At 50.0% G+C, this 21,494-nt stretch carries 19 protein-coding genes; 8 read left to right on the forward strand and 11 right to left on the reverse strand.

Features of this window, described 5'->3' with window-relative positions:
• The first annotated feature begins 51 nt into the window (after nt 1-51).
• Genes ACOZIO_RS12080 through ACOZIO_RS12095 form a run of 4 tightly spaced genes read left to right on the forward strand, consistent with a single transcriptional unit; the run spans nt 52 to nt 3,921 of the window.
• Complete coding sequence (locus tag ACOZIO_RS12080; protein WP_129953378.1) at nt 52-1,011, forward strand: ABC transporter permease; 960 nt, start codon at nt 52-54, stop codon at nt 1,009-1,011.
• Nucleotides 1,011-1,958, forward strand: coding sequence for an oligopeptide ABC transporter permease (opp4C, locus tag ACOZIO_RS12085; protein ID WP_165383736.1), 948 nt, complete (start codon nt 1,011-1,013; stop codon nt 1,956-1,958). The genes ACOZIO_RS12080 and opp4C overlap by 1 nt, the downstream gene beginning before the upstream one ends.
• Nucleotides 1,955-2,959 (forward strand): ABC transporter ATP-binding protein, encoded by a 1,005-nt coding sequence (locus tag ACOZIO_RS12090; protein WP_129991101.1) that lies wholly within the window; start codon nt 1,955-1,957, stop codon nt 2,957-2,959. The genes opp4C and ACOZIO_RS12090 overlap by 4 nt, the downstream gene beginning before the upstream one ends.
• Nucleotides 2,956-3,921, forward strand: coding sequence for an ABC transporter ATP-binding protein (locus ACOZIO_RS12095; protein WP_129953381.1), 966 nt, complete (start codon nt 2,956-2,958; stop codon nt 3,919-3,921). Before ACOZIO_RS12090 ends, ACOZIO_RS12095 begins: the two co-directional genes overlap by 4 nt.
• 16 nt (nt 3,922-3,937) lie before the next feature.
• On the opposite strand, the gene ACOZIO_RS12100 is transcribed toward ACOZIO_RS12095, so the two are convergent.
• Nucleotides 3,938-4,861 carry a LysR family transcriptional regulator gene (locus ACOZIO_RS12100; RefSeq protein WP_129991100.1) on the reverse strand — a complete coding sequence of 308 codons (924 nt, stop codon included), beginning with the start codon at nt 4,859-4,861 and terminating at the stop codon, nt 3,938-3,940.
• Nucleotides 4,862-5,019: 158 nt separating this feature from the next.
• Between ACOZIO_RS12100 and ACOZIO_RS12105 the strand changes: the two genes are divergently transcribed.
• Nucleotides 5,020-5,892, forward strand: a complete 873-nt coding sequence (locus ACOZIO_RS12105; RefSeq protein ID WP_129991099.1) for a fumarylacetoacetate hydrolase family protein — start codon at nt 5,020-5,022, stop codon at nt 5,890-5,892.
• A 6-nt stretch (nt 5,893-5,898) separates the two neighbouring features.
• On the opposite strand, the gene ACOZIO_RS12110 is transcribed toward ACOZIO_RS12105, so the two are convergent.
• Nucleotides 5,899-7,299 carry a PTS transporter subunit EIIC gene (locus tag ACOZIO_RS12110; protein WP_129991098.1) on the reverse strand — a complete coding sequence of 467 codons (1,401 nt, stop codon included), beginning with the start codon at nt 7,297-7,299 and terminating at the stop codon, nt 5,899-5,901.
• A gap of 322 nt (nt 7,300-7,621) precedes the next feature.
• Between ACOZIO_RS12110 and ACOZIO_RS12115 the strand changes: the two genes are divergently transcribed.
• On the forward strand, nt 7,622-8,821 hold the full coding sequence (locus ACOZIO_RS12115; RefSeq protein ID WP_129953385.1) for an enolase C-terminal domain-like protein: 1,200 nt from the start codon (nt 7,622-7,624) through the stop codon (nt 8,819-8,821).
• A gap of 5 nt (nt 8,822-8,826) precedes the next feature.
• On the opposite strand, the gene ACOZIO_RS12120 is transcribed toward ACOZIO_RS12115, so the two are convergent.
• A complete protein-coding gene (locus tag ACOZIO_RS12120) occupies nt 8,827-9,537 on the reverse strand; it encodes a GntR family transcriptional regulator (protein ID WP_129953386.1) in 711 nt (236 codons plus the stop codon).
• Nucleotides 9,538-9,788: 251 nt separating this feature from the next.
• Here ACOZIO_RS12120 and ACOZIO_RS12125 point away from each other — a divergent pair, with 251 nt between their 5' ends.
• Together ACOZIO_RS12125 and ACOZIO_RS12130 are read left to right on the forward strand one after the other, a co-directional pair.
• Entirely contained in the window at nt 9,789-10,040 is a 252-nt protein-coding gene (locus ACOZIO_RS12125; RefSeq protein WP_129953732.1) for a helix-turn-helix domain-containing protein, read from the forward strand.
• A gap of 3 nt (nt 10,041-10,043) precedes the next feature.
• Nucleotides 10,044-11,339, forward strand: a complete 1,296-nt coding sequence (locus tag ACOZIO_RS12130; RefSeq protein ID WP_129991097.1) for a type II toxin-antitoxin system HipA family toxin — start codon at nt 10,044-10,046, stop codon at nt 11,337-11,339.
• A 101-nt stretch (nt 11,340-11,440) separates the two neighbouring features.
• Here ACOZIO_RS12130 and ACOZIO_RS12135 read toward each other — a convergent pair whose 3' ends face one another.
• The 8 genes from ACOZIO_RS12135 to ACOZIO_RS12170 all read right to left on the reverse strand — a co-directional run bounded on the left by ACOZIO_RS12135 (nt 11,441) and on the right by ACOZIO_RS12170 (nt 21,461).
• The gene (locus ACOZIO_RS12135; RefSeq protein WP_421595315.1) at nt 11,441-12,211 is read right to left on the reverse strand and encodes a hypothetical protein; all 771 of its coding nucleotides are present in this window, start codon (nt 12,209-12,211) and stop codon (nt 11,441-11,443) included.
• 40 nt (nt 12,212-12,251) lie between these two features.
• The gene (locus ACOZIO_RS12140; protein WP_421595316.1) at nt 12,252-13,049 is read right to left on the reverse strand and encodes a hypothetical protein; all 798 of its coding nucleotides are present in this window, start codon (nt 13,047-13,049) and stop codon (nt 12,252-12,254) included.
• A gap of 10 nt (nt 13,050-13,059) precedes the next feature.
• The gene (locus ACOZIO_RS12145) at nt 13,060-13,830 is read right to left on the reverse strand and encodes a hypothetical protein (protein WP_421595317.1); all 771 of its coding nucleotides are present in this window, start codon (nt 13,828-13,830) and stop codon (nt 13,060-13,062) included.
• A gap of 37 nt (nt 13,831-13,867) precedes the next feature.
• Complete coding sequence (locus ACOZIO_RS12150) at nt 13,868-14,524, reverse strand: hypothetical protein (RefSeq protein WP_421595318.1); 657 nt, start codon at nt 14,522-14,524, stop codon at nt 13,868-13,870.
• A gap of 153 nt (nt 14,525-14,677) precedes the next feature.
• Nucleotides 14,678-15,448 (reverse strand): hypothetical protein, encoded by a 771-nt coding sequence (locus ACOZIO_RS12155; RefSeq protein WP_240783446.1) that lies wholly within the window; start codon nt 15,446-15,448, stop codon nt 14,678-14,680.
• The gene (locus ACOZIO_RS12160; RefSeq protein WP_421595319.1) at nt 15,432-17,525 is read right to left on the reverse strand and encodes a lipase family protein; all 2,094 of its coding nucleotides are present in this window, start codon (nt 17,523-17,525) and stop codon (nt 15,432-15,434) included. Before ACOZIO_RS12160 ends, ACOZIO_RS12155 begins: the two co-directional genes overlap by 17 nt.
• 194 nt (nt 17,526-17,719) lie before the next feature.
• Nucleotides 17,720-20,197 (reverse strand): membrane-bound PQQ-dependent dehydrogenase, glucose/quinate/shikimate family, encoded by a 2,478-nt coding sequence (locus ACOZIO_RS12165; RefSeq protein WP_129953390.1) that lies wholly within the window; start codon nt 20,195-20,197, stop codon nt 17,720-17,722.
• Nucleotides 20,198-20,573: 376 nt separating this feature from the next.
• Nucleotides 20,574-21,461: a LysR family transcriptional regulator gene (locus ACOZIO_RS12170; RefSeq protein ID WP_129953391.1), complete on the reverse strand. Its 888-nt coding sequence runs from the start codon at nt 21,459-21,461 to the stop codon at nt 20,574-20,576.
• Nucleotides 21,462-21,494 lie beyond the last annotated feature (33 nt).

Raw genomic sequence — 21,494 nt, forward strand, 5'->3', positions numbered from 1 at the left:
TCAGAAATAACGCAGCTGCCGGACGCTTCCGGCAGCTTCAATGAGAAAGTCATGAGAAATTTCATTCTGCGTCGTTTGCTTCAAACCATTCCGATGTTGTTCCTCGCTTCGCTGCTCATCTTTATGCTGTTTGCCAAAACGCCGGGCGACTTTATCGATGGCAATATTACACTGACCGCACAACGCGCTGCTGAACTGAAAGCTTTATACGGCCTGGATCAACCGCTGCTCAGCCGTTATCTGCACTGGCTGGGTAATCTGTTGCGGGGGGATCTGGGTTTCTCGCTGCAATATCAGATCCCGGTCAGCCAGTTGCTGAATCAGTACATCTGGAATTCCTTCCTGCTCGCGACTATTGCGATGGTGCTGTACTGGGGGATCGCGCTGGCGGTTGGCATTGTCTCCGCGATGAAGCCTTATTCCCTGTTTGATCACGCAGTCAGTGTGGTCATCTTCGCCGCAATGTCCTTCCCGACGTTTTTCCTTTGTTTGCTGTTGATTAAATGGTTTGCCGTTGATTTGCACTGGCTGCCCGTGGGGGGCATGACCAACACCGGCAGTGACGCCACAGGATGGGCATGGGTGATGCAGGTCGCCGCACATCTGGTATTGCCGGTGGTGGCGCTGGTGATGCTACAGGCAGGCAGCCTGACACGTTATTTCCGCGCCAGTATGCTCGACGTCGTGCGTATGGATTTCATTCGTACCGCGCGTGCCAAAGGGTTACGTGAACGTACAGTTATCCTGAAACATGCGTTGCGAAATGCACTGCTGCCCATTATCACGCTGCTGGGTTTTGAGTTGCCTGGGCTGTTTTCCGGGGCGCTGATCACCGAAAAGGTCTTCAACTGGCCAGGTGCCGGGCATATACATATTGATTCGCTGGCAGCGCGTGATTACCCGGTTCTGATGGGATTCACGTTGTTCCTGGCGGTATTGACCATTCTTGGCAATCTGATTGCCGACGTGCTGTATGCGTGGGCTGACCCGCGTATTCGTGTGAGGTCATAATGTTTGGCTCTTTATTTTCGACTAACCGCCGTCTGCGCGAAGCACAAATTCCGGCGCTTGCTCAGGTGACACCGTCACCCTGGCGGCAGGCGTGGCGGGCGCTACGTCAGAACAGACTGGCGATGTTTTGCTTAGTCTTGCTGCTGGTAATGGCCGTCTGGTGCATAGCAGGTCCTTACTTTTCTCCCTGGCGCGATGATGCCACCGATGCGCTGATGATCAACAAAGCGCCAAATGCGGAACATTGGCTGGGCACCGATTTTCTCGGGCGTGATGTGTATACGCGGCTGCTGCTGGCGGGACGCATCTCGCTGATTATCGGCATGCTGACCATGTTGTTATCTGTGACGTTCGGATATCTCATGGGTGCGGTGTCCGGCTATCTGGGCGGCGTAACCGATAAAATCATCATGCGTTTTGCCGATCTGGTGATGACTATTCCGAGCCTGCCGCTGCTGATCGTTATGGGTGCGATGCTTTCGGAACTGGATTTTTCGCCGGATTCCCGTGTGTATATGGTGATCGTAATGCTCAGCTTGCTGGAATGGCCGAAGCTGGCGCGTCTGGTTCGCGGGCAAATCCTCTCCCTGCGTGAGCGTGATTTTATGCTGGCGACGCAGGTGCTCGGCTTGTCTTCGCGTCGTCGGCTGTTTGGCCATTTACTGCCCAATACCGTGCCAATTCTGGTGGTGATGGCAACAATGGCTGTGGCGAATGCCATTCTCAGCGAATCCGCGCTCAGTTATCTCGGGCTCGGGGTTGTGCCACCGACACCGTCATGGGGAAATATGATGGATGCGGCGAACAGTCTCATCGATTTCCAGCGTCGCCCGTGGTTGTGGATGCCGCCCGGCGTGGCGATCTTTATTACGGTGATTGCAATTAACGTACTGGGCGATGGCCTGCGTGATGCGCTTGATCCCAAACTGAAACGGAGCAAAAAATGACGCAACCGTTGATCCGTTTTAATCAGCTTTCTCTGTCGTTCTCCAGTGAGCAGGGCCGTGTGCGTGCCGTACAAGATGTCACCTTTGACGTTCAGGCCGGTCAAACCGTGGGTATTGTCGGTGAATCCGGCTGCGGGAAAAGTGTCACGGCGATGTCGCTGATGGGGTTGTTACCGCCACAGGCTGCGCGTATTGATAGCGGTGAAATCCTGTTTCAGGGAAGGGATTTACTCAGGCTGCGGTCCTCTCAGATGGCGGACTTGCGCGGCAACCAGCTGGCGATGATCTTTCAGGAGCCGATGACCGCGCTGAACCCGGTGCTGACTCTGGGGGAACAGCTGGTCGAGCCGCTGATCCGCCATCTCGGTGAATCACCGAAACTGGCGTGGTCACATGCGACGAATATGATCACCGAAGTCGGTCTGGCGCGGGCGGAAAGCCTGATGAGCAGTTATCCGCACCAACTTTCGGGCGGCATGTTGCAGCGCATCATGATTGCGATGGCACTGAGTTGTAAGCCGCAGTTACTGATTGCTGACGAACCCACCACCGCGCTGGATGTCACCGTACAGGCGCAAATCCTGCGTTTGCTGCGTGAACAGGCTCAGCAGAATCACATGGCGCTGATGCTGATCACCCACGATTTAGGTGTGATCGCACAAATGGCCGATCACGTTGTGGTGATGTACGCCGGTAAAATTGTGGAGCAGGGCGCGACAGCTGAAGTGCTGCGCAATCCGCTGCACCCTTATACACAGGGGCTGATTGCCTCCAGACCCACGCCGGGCGAACGCCGCCGCCGCTTGTATTCTATTCCCGGCCAGGTGCCGGATCTGGCCGCACTGCCCCCTTACTGTGCATTCACCGAACGCTGCGCCCGCGCAACTGACAGATGTCGCCAGGGCATTCCTGCGCTGGAAGGCCGGCACCGGCAGGTGGCGTGTTTTTACGGCGGACTGAGCACCGTAAGTGACATCGAAAACAGGGAATTACAGCCATGAATGCTGAATATCTGATTGAAGTGGATGGCCTGAAAAAGTATTTCCCGATCCGTGACGGCGTATTCGGGCAGGAAACCGGCCAGTTGCGCGCCGTGGATGGCGTCAGTTTTAACATTCGTAAAGGCACGATTTTCGGGCTGGTGGGTGAATCCGGCAGCGGCAAAACCACCGTGGGCCGTACGCTGCTTGGGTTGTATGACAAAACAGCGGGCAGCGTGAAGTTCCGTGGTGAAGACCTGCACGGCCTGAAGCCCAAACAACTGAAAGCACTGCGCCCGAAAATCCAGCTGGTTTTTCAGGATCCGTACAGTTCGCTTAACCCGCGGATCCGCATTGGTGATGCCATCGGTGAAGCGATGCTGGAACATAAACGGTGTTCACGGGCGCAACTGCATGAAAAGGTGCTGGATGTGATGAAGATCTGCGGTCTGTCACCGCTGCATTACAACCGCTTCCCGCATGAGTTCTCCGGTGGACAGCGCCAGCGTATCGGCATTGCCCGCGCGCTTATCCTGCAACCGGACTTTATTATCGCCGATGAACCCATTTCCGCGCTGGACGTGTCGATTCAGGCGCAAATCATCAATCTGTTCGCTGATTTACGTGACGATCATGGCGTGACGTTTCTGTTTATCTCCCACGATCTGGGGGTGGTGGAGCACCTTTGTGATGACGTGGCGGTGATGTATCTCGGCCAGTTAGTGGAAACGGCCAGCCGCGATGCGTTGTTCCAGCAGCCCCTGCATCCCTATACACAGGCGCTGCTGGCAGCAGTGCCGACGCTTGACCCGGACAGTGAGCCGGTGGCGATGGTCAGTGGGGAAATTCCGGATCCGTCAAAACCGCCTGCCGGCTGTCGTTTCCATACCCGCTGCCCGCGTGCAACCGACCACTGTCGTAAAGAAATCCCGTTACTGCGTGAAATAGAAAGGGGCCATCGCGTGGCCTGCCATCTGGTGTAAAAAAGCTTGCCGGATTTCAGTCTTCTAAAATCCGGCGGGCTTCCGTCTGCATTTTTTGCCCGACACTTTTGGTGACGTCGATCACTTTCTGTGTGGCCGGTGAGAGAAATGCGCCTTCCAGCCAGGTGATCCCGACGCGACGCTCCATCACTAACTGATCGTTATCAATACGGATCAGTCGCGAAAGAAATTCTTCTTCCACCAAAATATTCTCCGACAAAAAACTCAGTAATCCGCTTTTCGCAATCAGCCCCGGCACCGAGGCCAGCGAGCTGATTTCCACTTTCACATCCGGTGGCGGACAGTGGTTTTCATAGAACATTTTATCCAGCCACTGGCGCATCGACACGGTTTTCGCTGGCAAAATCCACCCGTAACGGCTGAGTTCGCGCAGGCTGGCGGGTTTACCGGCCAACGGATGATCACGGGACGCGGCGACGATCACCCGGTCGGCAGTCACGGGCAACTGCACCACCGGACTGTCGTAATTGACCAGCGGGCCGATGATGACATCGATCGCATGACGTTCCAGCAGGGTAAAAAGCACGTCATTCATGCCTATCTGGATTTCCAGTTTCATATTCGGTACCTGAGATTGCAGCATTTTGCAGATCTCAGGTAACAGGAATTGCGTGGCTGAACCGGACACGCCCACGCGAACGATCCCGCCCGCGCCGCTGCTCAGTTCATTCATGATTTCGCCAATCTCAAGATACGCACTTTGCAGCGCGATACCACGTTGATAAAGAATGCGTCCTGCTTCGGTCAGTTCAAGCCCGCGACCTGCCCGTTTGAACAGTTTGATGTTCAGTTCGCGCTCAAGACGGGTGATCGATTTTGAAAGAGCAGGCTGAGTTATATTTAAATTTTGTGACGCAAGTCTCAAATTCATCATCTGCGCAGCAGTGACGAAATAATCTAAGTCTCTGTTATTTAACATTGATTCCTGAAATTCATCGATTAGGTAATAAAATATAGTAGAAGGCATGAAACGCAGGGTCAATAATCTCGCGATCTTCACAGTGGCGCGGACGTCATCACGAAGACAACACCAGCAAATCCACCTGTTTTAAGTAAAATAAGACTCTAAGTGCATCTATGAAAATTGTTAATTTCATCATCAGTAAAGACCACACCAAAAGCTTCGGCATCTTCCAGGCAGAGGGGATTGTCGATGTCGGTGCCCGCTCGGGATGCCGGGACATTAACGAATTCATGGCACATTATCAGCTGGAAGACTTGCAGCGTTACGTGCAGTTGCCTGCGGATCTTGATCTAAACGCCATCAGTTTCCTGCCGGTTATCGACAGGCCAGGAAAAATTTTTGGTGTGGGCATGAACTACGCAGAAAAACGCAAAGAATTCAATGAAACCAGCGACGCGCCAACATTGTTTGTCCGCTTTGCGGATTCGCAGATCGGTCATAATGGTGTGATCATCAAACCGGCTTCTTCCGAGCAGTTTGATTATGAAGGTGAGCTGGCGATTATTATCGGACGTACCGGTCGCAATATTTCCGCTGATGATGCGCTGGACTATATTGCCGGTTACAGTTGCTATATGGATGGTTCGGTGCGTGACTGGCAGCATAAGTGGTATACGGCAGGTAAAAACTGGCCGTCGACAGGCGCGTTTGGCCCGTGGATGGTGACGCCGGATGAAGTGGGTGACCCGCAAAATCTGAGCATCAAAACCTGGCTGAATGACCGGCTGGTGCAGGATGACACCACCGCCAATATGGTGCACACCATCCCACAAATTATCGCGTATATCAGTACCTTTACCCGGCTCTCTCCCGGCGATGTGATCATGACCGGTTCCCCGGGTGGCGTTGGAAAAACCCGCGTGCCGCCGTTGTTCCTGCATGAGAATGATAAGATTGAAGTTGAAATTGAAAATATCGGCCGGCTGACCAATCTTATCCAGAATGCACCGCTGTCTGAGATGACAAATTCAAAAACAGCGGCCTGATAAACCTCAGCGCGTTTGATTAACCAAAGGCACCGTTTGTCCGGTGCTTTTGTGTTTGACGACCATCAGATAAGTCAGCGTAAATGACAGCCCCAGCGAAAGCGCTACGCCCATCAGGATGTAAATAAAATACGGACCGATGTAAGCGGGCAGACTGAAAATGCTCGACAGAATATAGCCGTACAGCCGCACGCCGAAGAAAGCGATAAAGGCCGACGCCACGGAGCTGCTGATGGTGGTAGCGATAAACGCTTTTTTGTAGCGCGTCAGCACGCCAAACAATGCCGGTTCGGTGATCCCCAGTAAGCCGGAAATCGCGGCTGACAGCACGACGGATTTTTGTTCGCGGGTTTTGACGTGGAAATAAATGGCAAACGTCGATCCTGCAATTGCCATGTTGGCCATGAACATCATCGGCATCAGCATATCCCAGCCCTGATCGGTGAAGTTCTGCAAGGCAACCGGTGTCATCGCATGGTGCATGCCTGTGAGGATCGCCACAGGACGGATCGCGCCGACAATAAAGCCTGCAAACACCGCTGATACTCCGAACAACCCCTGAATGCCAAATGCCAGCAATTTACCGAGATAAATCCCCGCCGGGCCAATCAGTGTCAGCGACACCAGCGCAGCAATAAACAGTGTGAGCGTCGGGGTAAAGACGGTTTTCAACACGTCCGGCATGATTTTATCAACCCAGCGATGGATATAACTCAGCGCCAGCACGGAGAAAATCACCGGAATGACACTGGCCGAATAATTGAAAATGGACACCGGCAGTATATCCATAAAATACAGCGCAGTTGGAGCACCGGCTGTATGACTGGCGAGCGATTTCGCAGCATCTGTCAGCGTCGGGTACATCAGGCAGGCGGCCACGGCAGCAGCCAGATATTCATTGGTTTTAAAGATCTTCGCCGCAGAAACGGCGAGGAAAAACGGCAGGAAGTAAAACACGCCGCTGGCGATCAAATCGATAATCATCACCGTTTCGCTTTTGGCTGAAATCACTTTTAAAGCAATCAGTCCGGCCAGCAAACCCTTAATCATCCCTGCGCCCGCAATGGCCGGAACGATCGGGCCGAAGACGCCGGAGACGGTATCCATGAACATCGACACCAGGCTTTTCCGCCCTTTTGTGGAAACATTTCCTGTTGTTTTTTCGGCGTTGCCGGTCACAGGATCCAGTTGTGACACGATGGCGTCGTACCAGACATTCACTTTCGGCCCGATGATGATCTGCACCTGATCACTCTGGCTTTGTGCGCCGAGCACGCCGGGCAGATTTTTAATCTCATCCCAGGCCACTTTATTTTCGTCGTGTAAATCAAAGCGCAAACGGGTCATGCAATGCCAGACTTTATTGATATTTCCCGCTCCGCCTACCAGCTTAATAACCGAATGCATTATTTCTGTATTCACCCTGAACCCCGCGACGAAAAATTAATTATTCATTGTCAGATGGAAGGGGAGTGTAATGACGGCCTTTTTATAAAACAAACCAATAAAACAGGATCTTCATCACAAAACTTCACGCAGATGGGGCTTGTTCGCACATAATGAATGAATTGGTCCGTTTTCTATCGATATTCAGGTGTACTTTTAAACCAAAATAAAAGCCTGAATTTAAGGTTTACAAGCAGGATAAAAATACGTTGAAATAACGGTAATACAAATATCACCGCCGATTTTTTAATTAAAAAATAACGGCTTTTATGAAGGATTAATCATGCAGCCTGTGCTGATGACGAATATCGAATGTCAGATAACGCGCCCCGATCGTCATAATTTAGTGGTGGTCCGTATTGAAACGGATCGTGGCGTTTTCGGCCTTGGCTGCGCGACATTCCAGCAGCGCCCGCTGGCGGTCAAACTGATGGTGGATGAGTATCTCAAACCGTTGCTGATAGGGCGTGATGCGAATCATATCGAAGATTTATGGCAGATGATGATGGTGAACGCGTACTGGCGTAACGGGCCGGTGATCAATAACGCTATTGCGGGTATTGATATGGCACTGTGGGATATCAAAGGTAAGCTGGCAAATATGCCGCTCTACCACTTGTTTGGCGGCAAGTCTAAAGATGCCGTAACGGCGTACAGCCATGCGACCGGTGAAACGCTGGAAGAATTATACGGCGAAGTGGATCGTTTACTGGCTGAAGGCTATCGTCACATCCGCTGTCAGTTGGGTTTTTACGGTGGCAATGCGCGTGAACTCCACAGTACCCGCGAACCGACAGCAGGCGCTTATTACGATCAGGATCAGTACATTGATAACACACTGACGATGTTTAAAGCGTTGCGTGAAAAATACGGCAATCAGTTCCATATCTTGCATGACGTTCACGAAAGGCTGTTCCCGCAACAGGCAGTGCAGTTCGCCAAAGCGGTGGAACAATACCGGCCTTACTTTATCGAAGATATTCTGCCACCGGATCAGAACGAATGGCTGGCGCAGATCCGCAGCCAGACAGCTGTGCCGCTGGCGACCGGCGAGTTATTCAATAATCCGGCGGAATGGAAGGATCTGATCATTAACCGCCGGATCGACTTTATCCGCTGCCACGTTTCTCAAATCGGGGGGATCACACCGGCGCTGAAACTGGCGCATTTCTGCCAGAGCTTTGGCGTGCGGCTGGCGTGGCATTGTCCGCCGGATATGACACCGGTTGGCGCAGCGGTGAATACGCACCTCAATATTCATCTGCATAATGCGGCGATCCAGGAGTTTGTTGCCTATCCCGCCAACACACAACAGGTGTTTCCGGGCGCACAGGCACCGGTGAAGGGGTATTTCTATCCGGGAGAAGGCGCGGGGATCGGCGTGGGCTTTAACCCGCAGGCGGCGGCAGAGTTTCCGGTGGTATATCGTCCGCATGAATGGACGCAAAGCCGCCTGCCGGACGGCGTGATCCACACGCCCTGACACGCTTACTTCTGGCGGAAAGCCAAATTGTCCTGATTAAACGGGATAACGTAGGTGCAGGAATAATCGATGTCGATAATGTCGCTGAATGCGTAAACCTTGCCGCCCTGCAAAATGCCTCTGTTGGTAATGTGCATGGCGGCCATGCCTTTTTTACATCCCAGAATATATGCCTGTTCTTTACTCACCGTCACCGCCTGATAGCGGGTGAGGGAATGTGAAATCACATAGCCTTTGCTAAGAACATATTGCTGAATGGAATGCTCAATAGTCTTCTGATTCAGATCGCCAAATTCTCTGGCGGGCATGCGGGAATATTCAATCTGTACGTTGCGCTGACTGACGCGCCGCAAGCGGGTGAACGCCCAGATAAAATCATCGGTATTCAGATCGAATACCTGTTGTTCTTCTTTATCCGGACGCCGCTTATGCAGGTCCAGCATTTTAAAGCTGATTTCGGTGAATTTCTTTTCAGTGATCGAGTTGTATACCAGCGGATTACTGCTCACGCCGGGGTTAATGTAAATTCCTGAGCCCTGCACAATGTGTACCGCCCCGATACTTACCAGTTTTTCTAATGCCTTACGCACCGTAAAGCGCGACACCCCATATTCTTCCGCCAGCTGGCGCTCGGGCGGTAACTTGTCCGGTAACGAACCACTGTTCTGATAAATCTTGCTCAATAAATCCTGAGCGATAAATTCACTTTTTTTCATGGAGCTTTATCTGTGCGGAAAACAGGTATTTGAGCATGAGGTGGCCCCGGGGGGCAAATTACAGCTTATAAGGTGTATTTATTTTTAACAGTTTACAGGCTGTATTTTACTTTTACAGATACCTCATCTCTTGGGTAAGCGCTCCAGTTTATCCTCCCTGAAGGATATTTTAGATTCATCTGCCACAGCGGATAAAAATTGATTTATCCCTTATGGCGGATATAATGAAAAAATCCGCTTGGGAGGATAAAATGAACATTACCTCAACAAAAATGCTGGCAAATGCACTGCGTAATGAGCGTAAAAAGCGCAAACTCAGCCAGAGTAAAACGGCTGAGACAATCGGCCTGAAGCAGTCAACGGTTTCAGAGTTTGAAAATTATCCGGATGGTACCCGTCTGGAGACTCTGTTCAAGTTATTGGCGGCGCTGGATTTAGAGCTACAGATCACGCCAAGGGATATCAATCCCCAGGAAAAGAGTTCCTGGGATCAGGAGTGGTAATACATGGATAAGTTAACGCTCGCATTAAATGGCATTACTGTCGGTACGCTGGAAAAAGGCGGCAGTGGTGAAATGTCATTTATTTATCATCAAAGCTGGCTCACTCGCCCCGGAGCCCGTGCCATCTCGTTATCATTACCTCTTCAGGCAGATAAATTCCGTGGCGCGGTGGTATACAACTTTTTCGACAATCTTCTGCCCGATAACGAACAAATACGCAGCCGTATTCAGGCGCGTTTCCAGATCCCGACTAAACAACCTTTCGATTTGCTGTCGCGAATAGGCGGTGATTGCGTCGGTGCGATCCAGCTCTATCCTGAAGGTGCTCCGGTTACGCCTGTCACTGAAATTCATGCCCAACCGCTTGGCGAAAAGGATATCGAGCAGCTTTTGCAGGGATATAAGGATGCGCCCTTGGGCATGGAGGCTGACATTGAAGATTTTCGCATTTCTCTGGCCGGTGCGCAGGAAAAAACGGCACTGCTCTGGTATCGCGACCAGTGGCATCGCCCGCAGGGAAGTACGCCCACCAGCCATATTCTTAAACTCCCCATCGGTTACATTGCCAACAATGGCATCGATTTAAGTGAGAGTGTGGAGAATGAATGGCTGTGTCTGAAAATAGCGGAGCAATTCGGATTTCCGGTCGCACAGTGCGACATTGCCTGCTTCGGTACGCAAAAAGTCCTGGTTGTCGAACGTTTCGATCGTCGCTGGTCGAAGGATGGCTCCTGGCTGATGAGGCTGCCACAGGAGGATTTTTGTCAGGCGTTAGGCGTCGCCCCGGCATTGAAATATGAGGCTGACGGCGGCCCCGGGATTGCGCGCTCAATGAAGCTCTTGTTAGGTTCTCAACGCGCAGGAGGGGATCGGGACATGTTTTTTAAGAGCCAGATCCTCTTCTGGATGCTGGCTGCTATCGACGGTCATGCTAAGAATTTCAGTGTTTATATCGAGCCGGGTAGCGCATACCGTATGACACCGTTTTATGACGTGATGTCAGCATTTCCTCTGATGCATCCAACAGGTATTCCGGCGAAGAAAGCCAAAATGGCGATGGCGGTACTCGGCAATAACCGGCATTTTCACTGGGACAGGATCCTGCCCCGTCATTTTGTCTCAACGGCGCAACGGGTCAGTTACTCGCGAGAAAACGTGTCGAATATGATGATGGAAATGAAGGATAAAACTGAACAAGTGATTACAGAAGTGGAATCCATGTTGCCCGCTGATTTTCCAGCAAAAATCAGTCATGCAATTTTTGAAGGCCTTCGGCGTCAGGCTGCGCGATTACCTTAATCCCCTAACAAAAAAGCCCGCCGGTCTGTGCGGGCCCGGCGGTTTTATTTTGTAAATTCAATTACTTCCTCCCTGAATATGTAAAATGAAACACTCACTTTCTATTTCATCGATAGCAGTTTTCCGTAATTAGGATAAATATACGGAATTTTTTCGGTACTCCCATCAGGATAAATCGCCGAAAAATCCCTATCCTCTGTTTGGTCAGGCGGAATGAGTGTAACAACTTTAGTTAAATGAACATTTGGTTCAATAAATATTTTCTGCGTATCATGGAGCTTATATCGCCTTCTCCATTTTTCATATCCTGTTTCACCGCCAAAAAACTCCAGGCTAATATCATTCTCATCCAGATGAGTTACCATCGGAAAGAAATCCGTTTTTATATGAAGATCACCCCTGGATTCCTTCGCTTTACCGGTACCATAACCATCGCTAAATCCATAATCATCAAAATCGAAGATATAATTAGTAGCGAAAACCTCTTTTCCCTTTACTAGGGGATTGCCATCAGCGATCTTAAAACTGACTTTAATGGAGTTAAGCTGCCACTGGCATTTTCCGCCGCCATCAATGGCAATCCGCTGCTGCCTGATATCGCTGTTTGTAATCAGGCTAAATGCCTGCATGAAACCGTTATATCCGCGAATTTCATAGGCTTCATTACTAGAGTTATAGCTTTTAGTCTTGCACCGTTCTGAACGATAAAGCATTTGCAATGGCAACAGTGTAATGCCCTCAGGAACCCGGACGGCTATGGTCACGCGCCGTGCATTTTCCGGCGGTGACAGCGTCTGATCTGTTTTGCCATAGCATGCGGAAAGCAAAAATACTGTCGGCAGCAACAGGCCTTTTTTATTTAGAGAATTCAATTACTTCCTCCCTGAATATGTAAAATGAAACATTTACTTTCTATTTCATCGATAGCAGTTTTTCGTAATCGGGTTCCATAGGTTGTGTTTTTTCAACGCTTCCATCGGGATAGGTTAACGTAATCATTCCAGGTGGTGGATTTGGACTCTCAAGAATTATAATTTTATTCATATGCATAATAGGTTCGATAAGTATTTTCTCAGTATCCTGGAGTTTGTAACGCCGGCTCCATTTTTCGTAATCGGTATCTCCACCAAAGAATCTCAATGAGGTTTTCTCGAACATGTGATTTATAAAAATCCTCGGAAAGAAATCCGTTTTTATATGAAGATCACCCCTGGATTCCTTCGCTTTACCGGTACCATAACCATCGCTAAATCCATAATCATCAAAATCGAAGATATAATTAGTAGCGAAAACCTCTTTTCCCTTTACCAGGGGATTGCCATCAGCGATCTTAAAACTGACTTTAATGGAATTAAGCTGCCACAAGCATGGCCCACCACCATCAATGGCGATATGTGTCCGCCAGATATTGCTGCTTCCTTGCTGACCGAATGGCTTCTCGAAATCGTTATAACCGGGAATATTATGAGGCTCATTGCTCGAGTTATAGCGCACTGTTTTGCATTTATCTGAACGGTACAGAACTTCCATTGGTAAAAGAACGGTATCTGCCGGAAGCGTGAAGACCACGTCGACCCACTTTGCGTTCTGAGGTGGAGACAAAGTGCGGTCGGGAGTGTTATCACAGCCATAAAGCAGCACGATAAAGGGTAAAAGCGCATAATTATTATTTAGAAAATTCAACTTCTTCCTCCCTGAAGGTAACTTCATAATGACTTCGTTATTTCATGGATAGCAGCTTTTCATAATCAGGTTTTGTATGTATAGCTTTTCCAGTACTGCCATCAGGATAAGTTACGGCCGTGTTTCCTGGCGGTGGGTTTGGAGTTTCGAGAATTACAGGTTCATTCATATGGATTATTGGTTCAATATAAACCCTATTGGTGTGAGATAATTTGTAACGGCGTGTCCATTGCTCGTAATCTGTATCACCACCGAAAAACTGTAATGACGTACTTTTGAATAAATTATTTATAAATATCATCGGAAAAAAGTTGGTTTTTAAATCAAGGTCGCCACTAACCTCTTTTGCTTTTCCTGTTCCATAACCATCGCTAAATCCATAATCATCAAAATCGAAGATATAATTAGTAGCGAAAACCTCTTTTCCCTTTACCAGGGGATTGCCATCAGCGATCTTAAAACTGACTTTAATGGAATTAAGCTGCCACTGGCATTTTCCGCCGCCATCAATGGCGATATGGGTCCGCCAGATATTGCTGCTTCCTTGCTGACCGAATGGCTTCTCGAAATCGTTATAACCGGGAATATTATGAGGCTCATTGCTCGAGTTATAGCGCACTGTTTTGCATTTATCCGAACGGTACAGAACTTCCATTGGTAAAAGCACGGTATCTGCCGGAAGCGTGAAGACCACGTCTACCCACTTTGCATTCTGAGGTGGAGACAGAATGCGGTCGGGAGTGTTATCACAGCCATAAAGCAGCACGATAAAGGGTAAAAACGCATAATTCTTATTTAGAAAATTCAAGTTCTTCCTCCCTGAAGATAACTTAGTAATGACTTCGTTATTTCATGGATAACAGTTTTTCGTAATCGGGTTTTATCTTGCGTACATGCTCAATGCTTCCATTGGGATAAGTGATCATCATCCCGATTCCACGCTCTTCATCACCCTGTAGTAATACTTCTTTCTGAGAGTGTAATATCGGTTCAATGACTATTTTCTGAGTATCTTGAAGTTTGTAACGTCGGCTCCATCTGTCATAATTCGTATCACCACCAAACATCTCAATAGATGTTTGATTGAACATTTGATTTATAATAACCATAGGAAAAAAATCTGTTTTCAATTCAAGATTGCCACTGGCCATGATTGCCCTACCTGTACCGTAGCCATCACTGAATCCATAATCATCAAAATCGAAGATATAATTAGTAGCGAAAACCTCTTTTCCCTTTACCAGGGGATTGCCATCAGCGATCTTAAAACTGACTTTAATGGAATTAAGCTGCCACTGGCATTTTCCGCCGCCATCAATGGCGATATGTGTCCGCCAGATATTGCTGCTTCCTTGCTGACCGAATGGCTTCTCGAAATCGTTATAACCGGGAATATCATGAGGCTCATTACTCGAGTTATAACGCACTGTTTTACACTTGTCTGAACGGTAAAGAACTTCCATTGGTAAAAGAACGGTATCTGCCGGAAGCGTGAAGACCACGTCGACCCACTTTGCGTTCGAGGTGGAGACAAAGTGCGGTCGGGAGTGTTATCACAGCCATAAAGCAGCACGATAAAGGATATAACCGCATAATTCTTATTTAGAAAATTCAACTTCTTCCTCCTTGAGTATGTGAAACGAAAGAATCCCTTTCTATTTCATCGATAGCAGCTTTTCATAATCAGGTTTTGTATACAAAGCTTTTTGCTTACTACTATCAGGATAAGTCACAATTATATTTCCTGGAGATTTATTTGGTCCCTCAAGTATAACTACTCGATTAAAATGTACGACAGGGTTTATAACGATAGTTTTAATATCATGAACCCTGTAACGTTGACTCCATTTTTCATGTCGGGTATCCCCACCAAATAACTCCAGTGTCGTTTTTTTGAATTTGTGGCTAATAAATATTTCTGGGAAAAAATCTGTTCTGATATCTAGATCGCCACTGACTTTTTTCGCTCTTCCTGTTCCATAACCATCACTGAATCCATAATCATCAAAATCAAAGATATAATTAGTAGCGAAAACCTCTTTTCCTTTAACGAGAGGATTTTCATCAGCGATCTTAAAACTGACTTTAATGGAATTAAGCTGCCACTGGCATTTCCCGCCACCATCAATGGCAATCCGTTGCTGCCTGATATCGCTGTTTGCAATCGGGCTAAATGCCTGCATGAAACCGTTATATCCGCGAATTTCATAGGCTTCATTACTCGAGTTATAGCTTTTAGTCTTGCACCGTTCAGAACGATAAAGCATTTGCAATGGCAACAGTGTAATGCCCTCAGGAACCCTGACGGCTATGGTTACGCGCCGTGCATTTTCCGGCGGTGACAGCGTCTGGTCTGTTTTGCCATAACAGGCGGAAAGCAAGAACACAGTCGGCAGCAACAGGGCTGTTTTATTTAGAAAATTCAACTTCTTCCTCCGTAACTGCAGCAAAACGGATCAGGGAATTTTTGCCCACATCTTCTGACCGGGTGCGGGTTAGCGCCACCGGCAACATATCCTGAAGCGCTATAAATTCCCGGTTTCGCTGGATTTCATCCTGGTTGGCACTGCCTTTGGCCGTTGCTTCAATCTCCTGCCTGAACTCAGCCCGCTTCTCCTTCCGGTTCATCTCAAGATCGGGATTTGCCAGCTCAAGCACCTGATTATGGATATAAGGCAGGTAACGGTGTGCCATAGAATGGCTGGAAGGGTTGCTGAAAAGCCCGTCCAGTTCGGGATTGGTATTCCGGGGGAAGGTTTTTCTCAGACTGACAGTATCCAGACACCCGATAAACTTCGCCTGATGCTTGCCCGTTGCATCAAGGCATTCTTCATTCATTGATGGCACCAGAAAGAGTTTAACCGACTGCTTAATACAGTTGCTCACCACGCCGGGTACCGGATTATTGCTGCCTCCGCCGCCTATCCACGGCACATTCTGATGACGGGATTGCATCACGCACTGCTGAGCCTGAAAAAATATCACCGTATTGCCGTGATGCCAGTAAGGATCTTTTTTATCGGAAATTCCTGCCGACTGAAAAGCCAGGTCGCGAACAGCCACCCCCAACCCGGCTACCGTTGTTAACGACCAGTCAAAGCCGAGTTTGTCGCCCAGTGGTCCCCATTTCTCATAGAAAATATTGTCTACATCGGCGTCCGGTGGAATTTGGGTGACTGAATCATTATCATTGATGTGGCGGTAGTGAGTTACAGTGTCCAGTCCAAGCACTGCTGCACGGGTGAAGGTGCGTGGCATGCCGTAGGTATACAGAATAGGGTGGCTGTTCTTCATCTCCACGGCATAGGTTAATGCTAACGCACCACCCAAACTGTGGCCGCAGATGAAGAGTTGTTTAACACGTTCTTCAAGCGATTGATTAACCGCATTCAATTCTTTGTTAAATTTCAGCTTCGCCAAATCATAAGCCTCCAGAAAACCGCCGTGAATATTACCCACGCCACCAAGCTCTGGTAGACATTTTTTGGGCGCAAAGGAGATATCTGTCAAAGCGTTAAGCAGGCTGTCCGTACCGCACCACGCGACGATAATGTGCTTGCCGCATTCCACCGTGAATAACCGGGTATCGCCTTTTGGCTGTTCACCTTCGGTCGTATTTAAATAAACGGCTTTAAGATAACGTTCCCGGAAGGGTACATCCACGGCCAGCGTGTGGTAATAAGACGGGAACTCGGCAAACTGAGGGATTGCAGACAGATCCAGACATTTTTGCCCGAAAAAGTATGCCACGGTTTTATTCTCTTTTTCAGCCGAATAGGCGAGGTCAGCCATAATGCCGAGATTAAGGCTGTTGGCAAGATCATATGCGGGGGTGTCATGCAGTGCCAGTACCCACGCCCGGAACGGGCAGATTTCAATGACGTGCCGCTGCTTCAGCGCCTGACACGCAATCTCTGTGCCTTTCAGCGAACGCCCTTGCTGAAAATGAAACTCCGGTGGCTCCGTCTCCTCCCAGCCTTCAATGTGAGGCAACTGATCGCAAAGTTCTCCGATGGTCACGTAATGATGGGTATATCCTGCGGCCTCGGCTTTTTCCTGTACGTCAGATCGCCAGCTTTTATCTCGCGTTTCCCGACGAAAGGCATTTTTGCTCACCGGCTGGCTGTTCGGATTACGCCGAAGCCCCAGCGGGCGCTGCTCCATTTCGTCGGCCAGTTGTTGCGCGTCTGCTTTTACGTCGACCGTTATCCAGTACAGATCGTCGAAACTGACCAGTCCCTGACTGTCGGTGACGCCGGCAGGGGGATTGGGTGGTGGCGTGGGATCGTAGTGGTAATTGCTATATTTTTTCCACATCGCGACGTCTTGCGCGGATGCCAGCGGATGGTATTCCAGTGTGACCTTCAGCCCGGCAACGGGGAGATTATTCTCATCGACAAATTGCAATTCCAGCCAGTATCTGGGGGTTTCACCACGGCAGTAAACAACCTTACCTTTGGGTGCAACACTGGTGATAACGCTGTTGTCTCCGATGATTTCCATGCCAATTCCTTTTGGTTAATAAGGGTAATGGTTGCATCATACTCGTCACTCTCCTTAACCCAAATTTTTTGTTTAGTATGTTTTAACATTGCTATCGTGGCGACAGAGGCATCAATAAGAATATCAGTGGGTTACGTTGAATAAAAAAAGCCCGCCGGTCTGCACCAGCGGGCTTTGTCATGGACTGCGAAATCTTACTTCTCGTCAGGCAGTGCGTAGGCGATCACGTAGTCGCCGCGTTCTGCGGACTGACGTGCGCCACCGGCGCTGATGATGATGTACTGTTTACCGGTTTTCGGTGAAACGTAGGTCATCGGGCCGGACTGGCTGCCGACCGGCAGACGGGATTTCCAGATCTCTTTACCGTTTGCGGTATCAAACGCGCGCAGATAGAAATCCTGCGTACCGGCGAAGAACAGCAGGCCGGATTGCGTTGACAGGCTCGCGCCCAGTGTTGGCATACCGACTTCCATTGGCATACGCATTTTGATGCCCAGCGGGCCGGTGTCTTTTACGGTACCGACCGGCACCTGCCAGACGATTTTGCCGGTTTTCAGGTTCACCGCAGACATCGTACCGAACGGGGGTTTCTGGCAAGGAATGCCCAGCGGTGACAGGAAACGCTCGCGGACTGCGCCGTAAGGCGTACCGTCCATCGGCACCATCCCCATCTCGATGCCGCTCGCGCCGGTCGGAACCTGTGCACGCGGAACCATGTAGTTCGCCAGACCCAGACGCATATCATTCACGAACATGATGGCGTTGTTCGGGTCAACCGAGACGCTGCCCCAGTTCATGCCGCCCAGTGAACCCGGGAATTGCAGTGATCGATCCAGGCCCGGAGGTGTATAAACGCCTTCGTGACGCATACCTTTAAACTCGATGCGGCACAGCAGCTGATCCATCGGCGTTGCGCCCCACATATCGGATTCTTTCAGCGTCTGGTTGCCGATGTTTGGCATGCCGACAGAGAAAGGCTGCGTTTTGGCGTAGCGTTCGCCAGGGACGTTACCCTGCGGCACTTCGCGGTTTTCCACTTTCGCGACCGGCTGGCCGGTTTCGCGGTTCAGCATGAAGATCATGCCTTGTTTGGAGGTCTGCACCAGCACCGGCGTGCTGCCACCTTTACCGTCCGGCAGGTCATACAGCAGCGGCTGCGACGGCAGATCGAAGTCCCACAGATCATGATGAGTGGTCTGGAAGGTCCAGCGGACTTTACCGGTGGCCACGTCTACCGCGACGACGGAGGAACTGTATTTGTCATCCTGCTCAGTACGCGTGCCGCCGAAGAAGTCTGGCGTCGCGTTGCCGGTTGGCATGTAAATCAGACCCAGTTTGGGATCGTATGACATCGCCGACCAGACGTTTGGCGTACCCCGGGTATAAGTCTGACCCGCCGGTGGCAGTTTGGTAATGTTCGGATTACCCGGATCCCAGGCCCATACCAGTGCGCCGGTATGTACGTCGAAAGCACGGACCACGCCCGGAGGTTCGCCGGTGGAGAAATTATCCGCGACGCGACCGCCGACAACCACCACATTGCCCGCGACCAGCGGGGTAGAAGTTTGCTGGTAGTAGCCCGGTTTGACTTCACCCATGCCGACTTTCAGGTCAACCACACCGTTGTCACCGAAATCAGCACAGGGTTTGCCGTTATCGGCGTTAATGGCAATCAGACGCGCATCAATGGTTGGCAGGAACAGACGACGCTCGCAGGTTCCGCTGACAGTGCCACCGGTCGCCGCTGGCGCTTGCGGCGCATTCGTAGCAGGCGTAGCCGCTTCAGAAGCCGCAACCGGACTTGCCGGTTCAGCCGCAGGAACCGCAGCGGGTTGGGCTGCCGGGGCTTGTGGCGCCGCGCTGTTTTCAAAATAACCCAGGCCACGACAACGCTGCCAGTTAGGCGCGGTGGAGTTGGAATCGTAGGACCAGAGCTTTTTACCGTCATCAACAGACAAGGCGATCACTTTGCTGTAGGCCGTACAGACAAACAGTTTGTCGCCGATTTGCAACGGGGTGTTCTGGTCTTCAGCGCCGGAGCCATTGCTCTGCGGGATATCACCGGTATGAGCAATCCATGCAACCTGAAGTTTATCCACGTTGGTTTTGTTAATCTGATCCAGGGCTGCGAAACGGTCACCCGCAGTGGTGTTACCCCAGCTTTCCCAGTTCTTTTGCTCTGCACCTTTTTCTACCGGTTTCACCGGCACCTGATCGTCGGCGGTACTGATGATAGGTGTTGGCACAAAGGTATTAGCGAAAGCGGCAATCAGCGCGACAGCCAAAACCGCCGCCACTGAAAAGGCTGGCGCTTTACGCGTCACCAGACCCGTGCGTGCTTTAAGCAGCGGATAGATCAGCGCGACCAGAAATGCCAGAACGCCAAACGTGAACAGACGGGAGAACAATGGCCAGAATGTGAAACCTGCGTCCCGGACAGCCCAGATAACAGAAAGCACAAAGGCCAGGGCGTAAAGCCATGCGCCCGATGGCTTACCTTTGAAAATCAAAACGGCGGAAACGATGAGCGCCAGACCCATCAGCAGAAAGTAAATACTTCCCCCCAATGTGGCCAGATACGCGCCACCGATACCGAGTATCAGACCGATGACGAGCATCAGTGCACTCAGCAGCCAGAGGAGCCAGGTCCACTTGCTATTTGTTGTTGGCATGATTTATCTCACTGCATAGTTGTAGATAACTGTTGATAGAAAACAGGTAACACTTAATGACCACTCGTTATTAAATGAACCAAATAGAACAATTTCGCGCAAATAATAATACTTCTCATCGAGGTTGTGAATGTGTAACGAAGAGTTTGAAATTAGGTAAAATTTTATTGAAAGGATGATTATTTATGCGAATGGGGTTTGTAATTGATTTTAAAGAATAAAATAAAAACACTTATTCATAATTTTGATTGATAAGTGATTTTATATGCATTATTCATCTAGTTGGCCGCACATATTATCAGCGAATTGCTTATCGCTATGGGGGGATACCACTTTGGACTGACGGGTACGATTTTAGCGAACCTGTCGGGTCGTTTTACAAATAGCCCTCGATTAAGGTCTTCATTTCCTGAGTGATGTGTTCCACCAGGCGACTTTTTGGGATCTGCGGCGGGAAAACGGCGAGATAGGCAATACTGATATCGGGCGTAAACGGTTTGAGAACGATATCGCTTTTGTGGCTGCGTGCGGTGATGAAATCGACCACACCTATGCCCAGGTTATTCCCCGCCATCACACAACAATTGTTCAGCGACGTTTCAATCGGGTTATTCATATATAAATCGAGGCGGCTCATCACCTGATCCAGCTGTTCACGCAGCGGCGTTTTTCGCCCCGGAATAATAGGGCGGTAACGCGTCAGGTCCATCGCGGTGACCACGTCCTGTTGGGCCAGCGGATGACGCGGCGACATCACGGCGACCGCATTCGCCCGTGCCAGCATCTCCGCTTCCAGTCCTTTCACGTCAGGCTTACCAAAAATGAACCCGACGTCGTACTGATTACTGGTCACCACATCAGTGATGTGCGTAGTACTTTCGATATCCAGAAACAGCGAGATGTCGTCAATACTCTCAATCAGTGGCGGCAGAATGTGTTCGGCGCAAAGCGCAGAAAGCGCCGCAACCGTACCGATGCGTAAAACACTGCCTTTTGAATGACGGATTTCATCAGCAATACGTGAAATATGTTCAAGCCCGAGGTACAAACGCTCGACTTCACGATACAACTTGATGGCATCGTCCCGTGGGATCAAGCCGCGTCCGTCCCGGTCAAACAGCTTCAGATCAACCGCATATTCGAAGTCGCGGATCAGGCGGCTCACCGCTGGCTGGGTGATGTTCATCATATTTGCGGCAGCGGTAATGCCGCCGGTAAGGATCACCTTGTGAAAAGCTTCAACCTGTCTGGGATTAATTTTCATAATACATCCTCAAGATCCATAACATTTGTTTAT

Source organism: Rahnella sp. PD4 (assembly GCF_049199325.1).
In the GTDB taxonomy this organism is placed as follows: Bacteria; Pseudomonadota; Gammaproteobacteria; order Enterobacterales; family Enterobacteriaceae; genus Rahnella; species Rahnella perminowiae.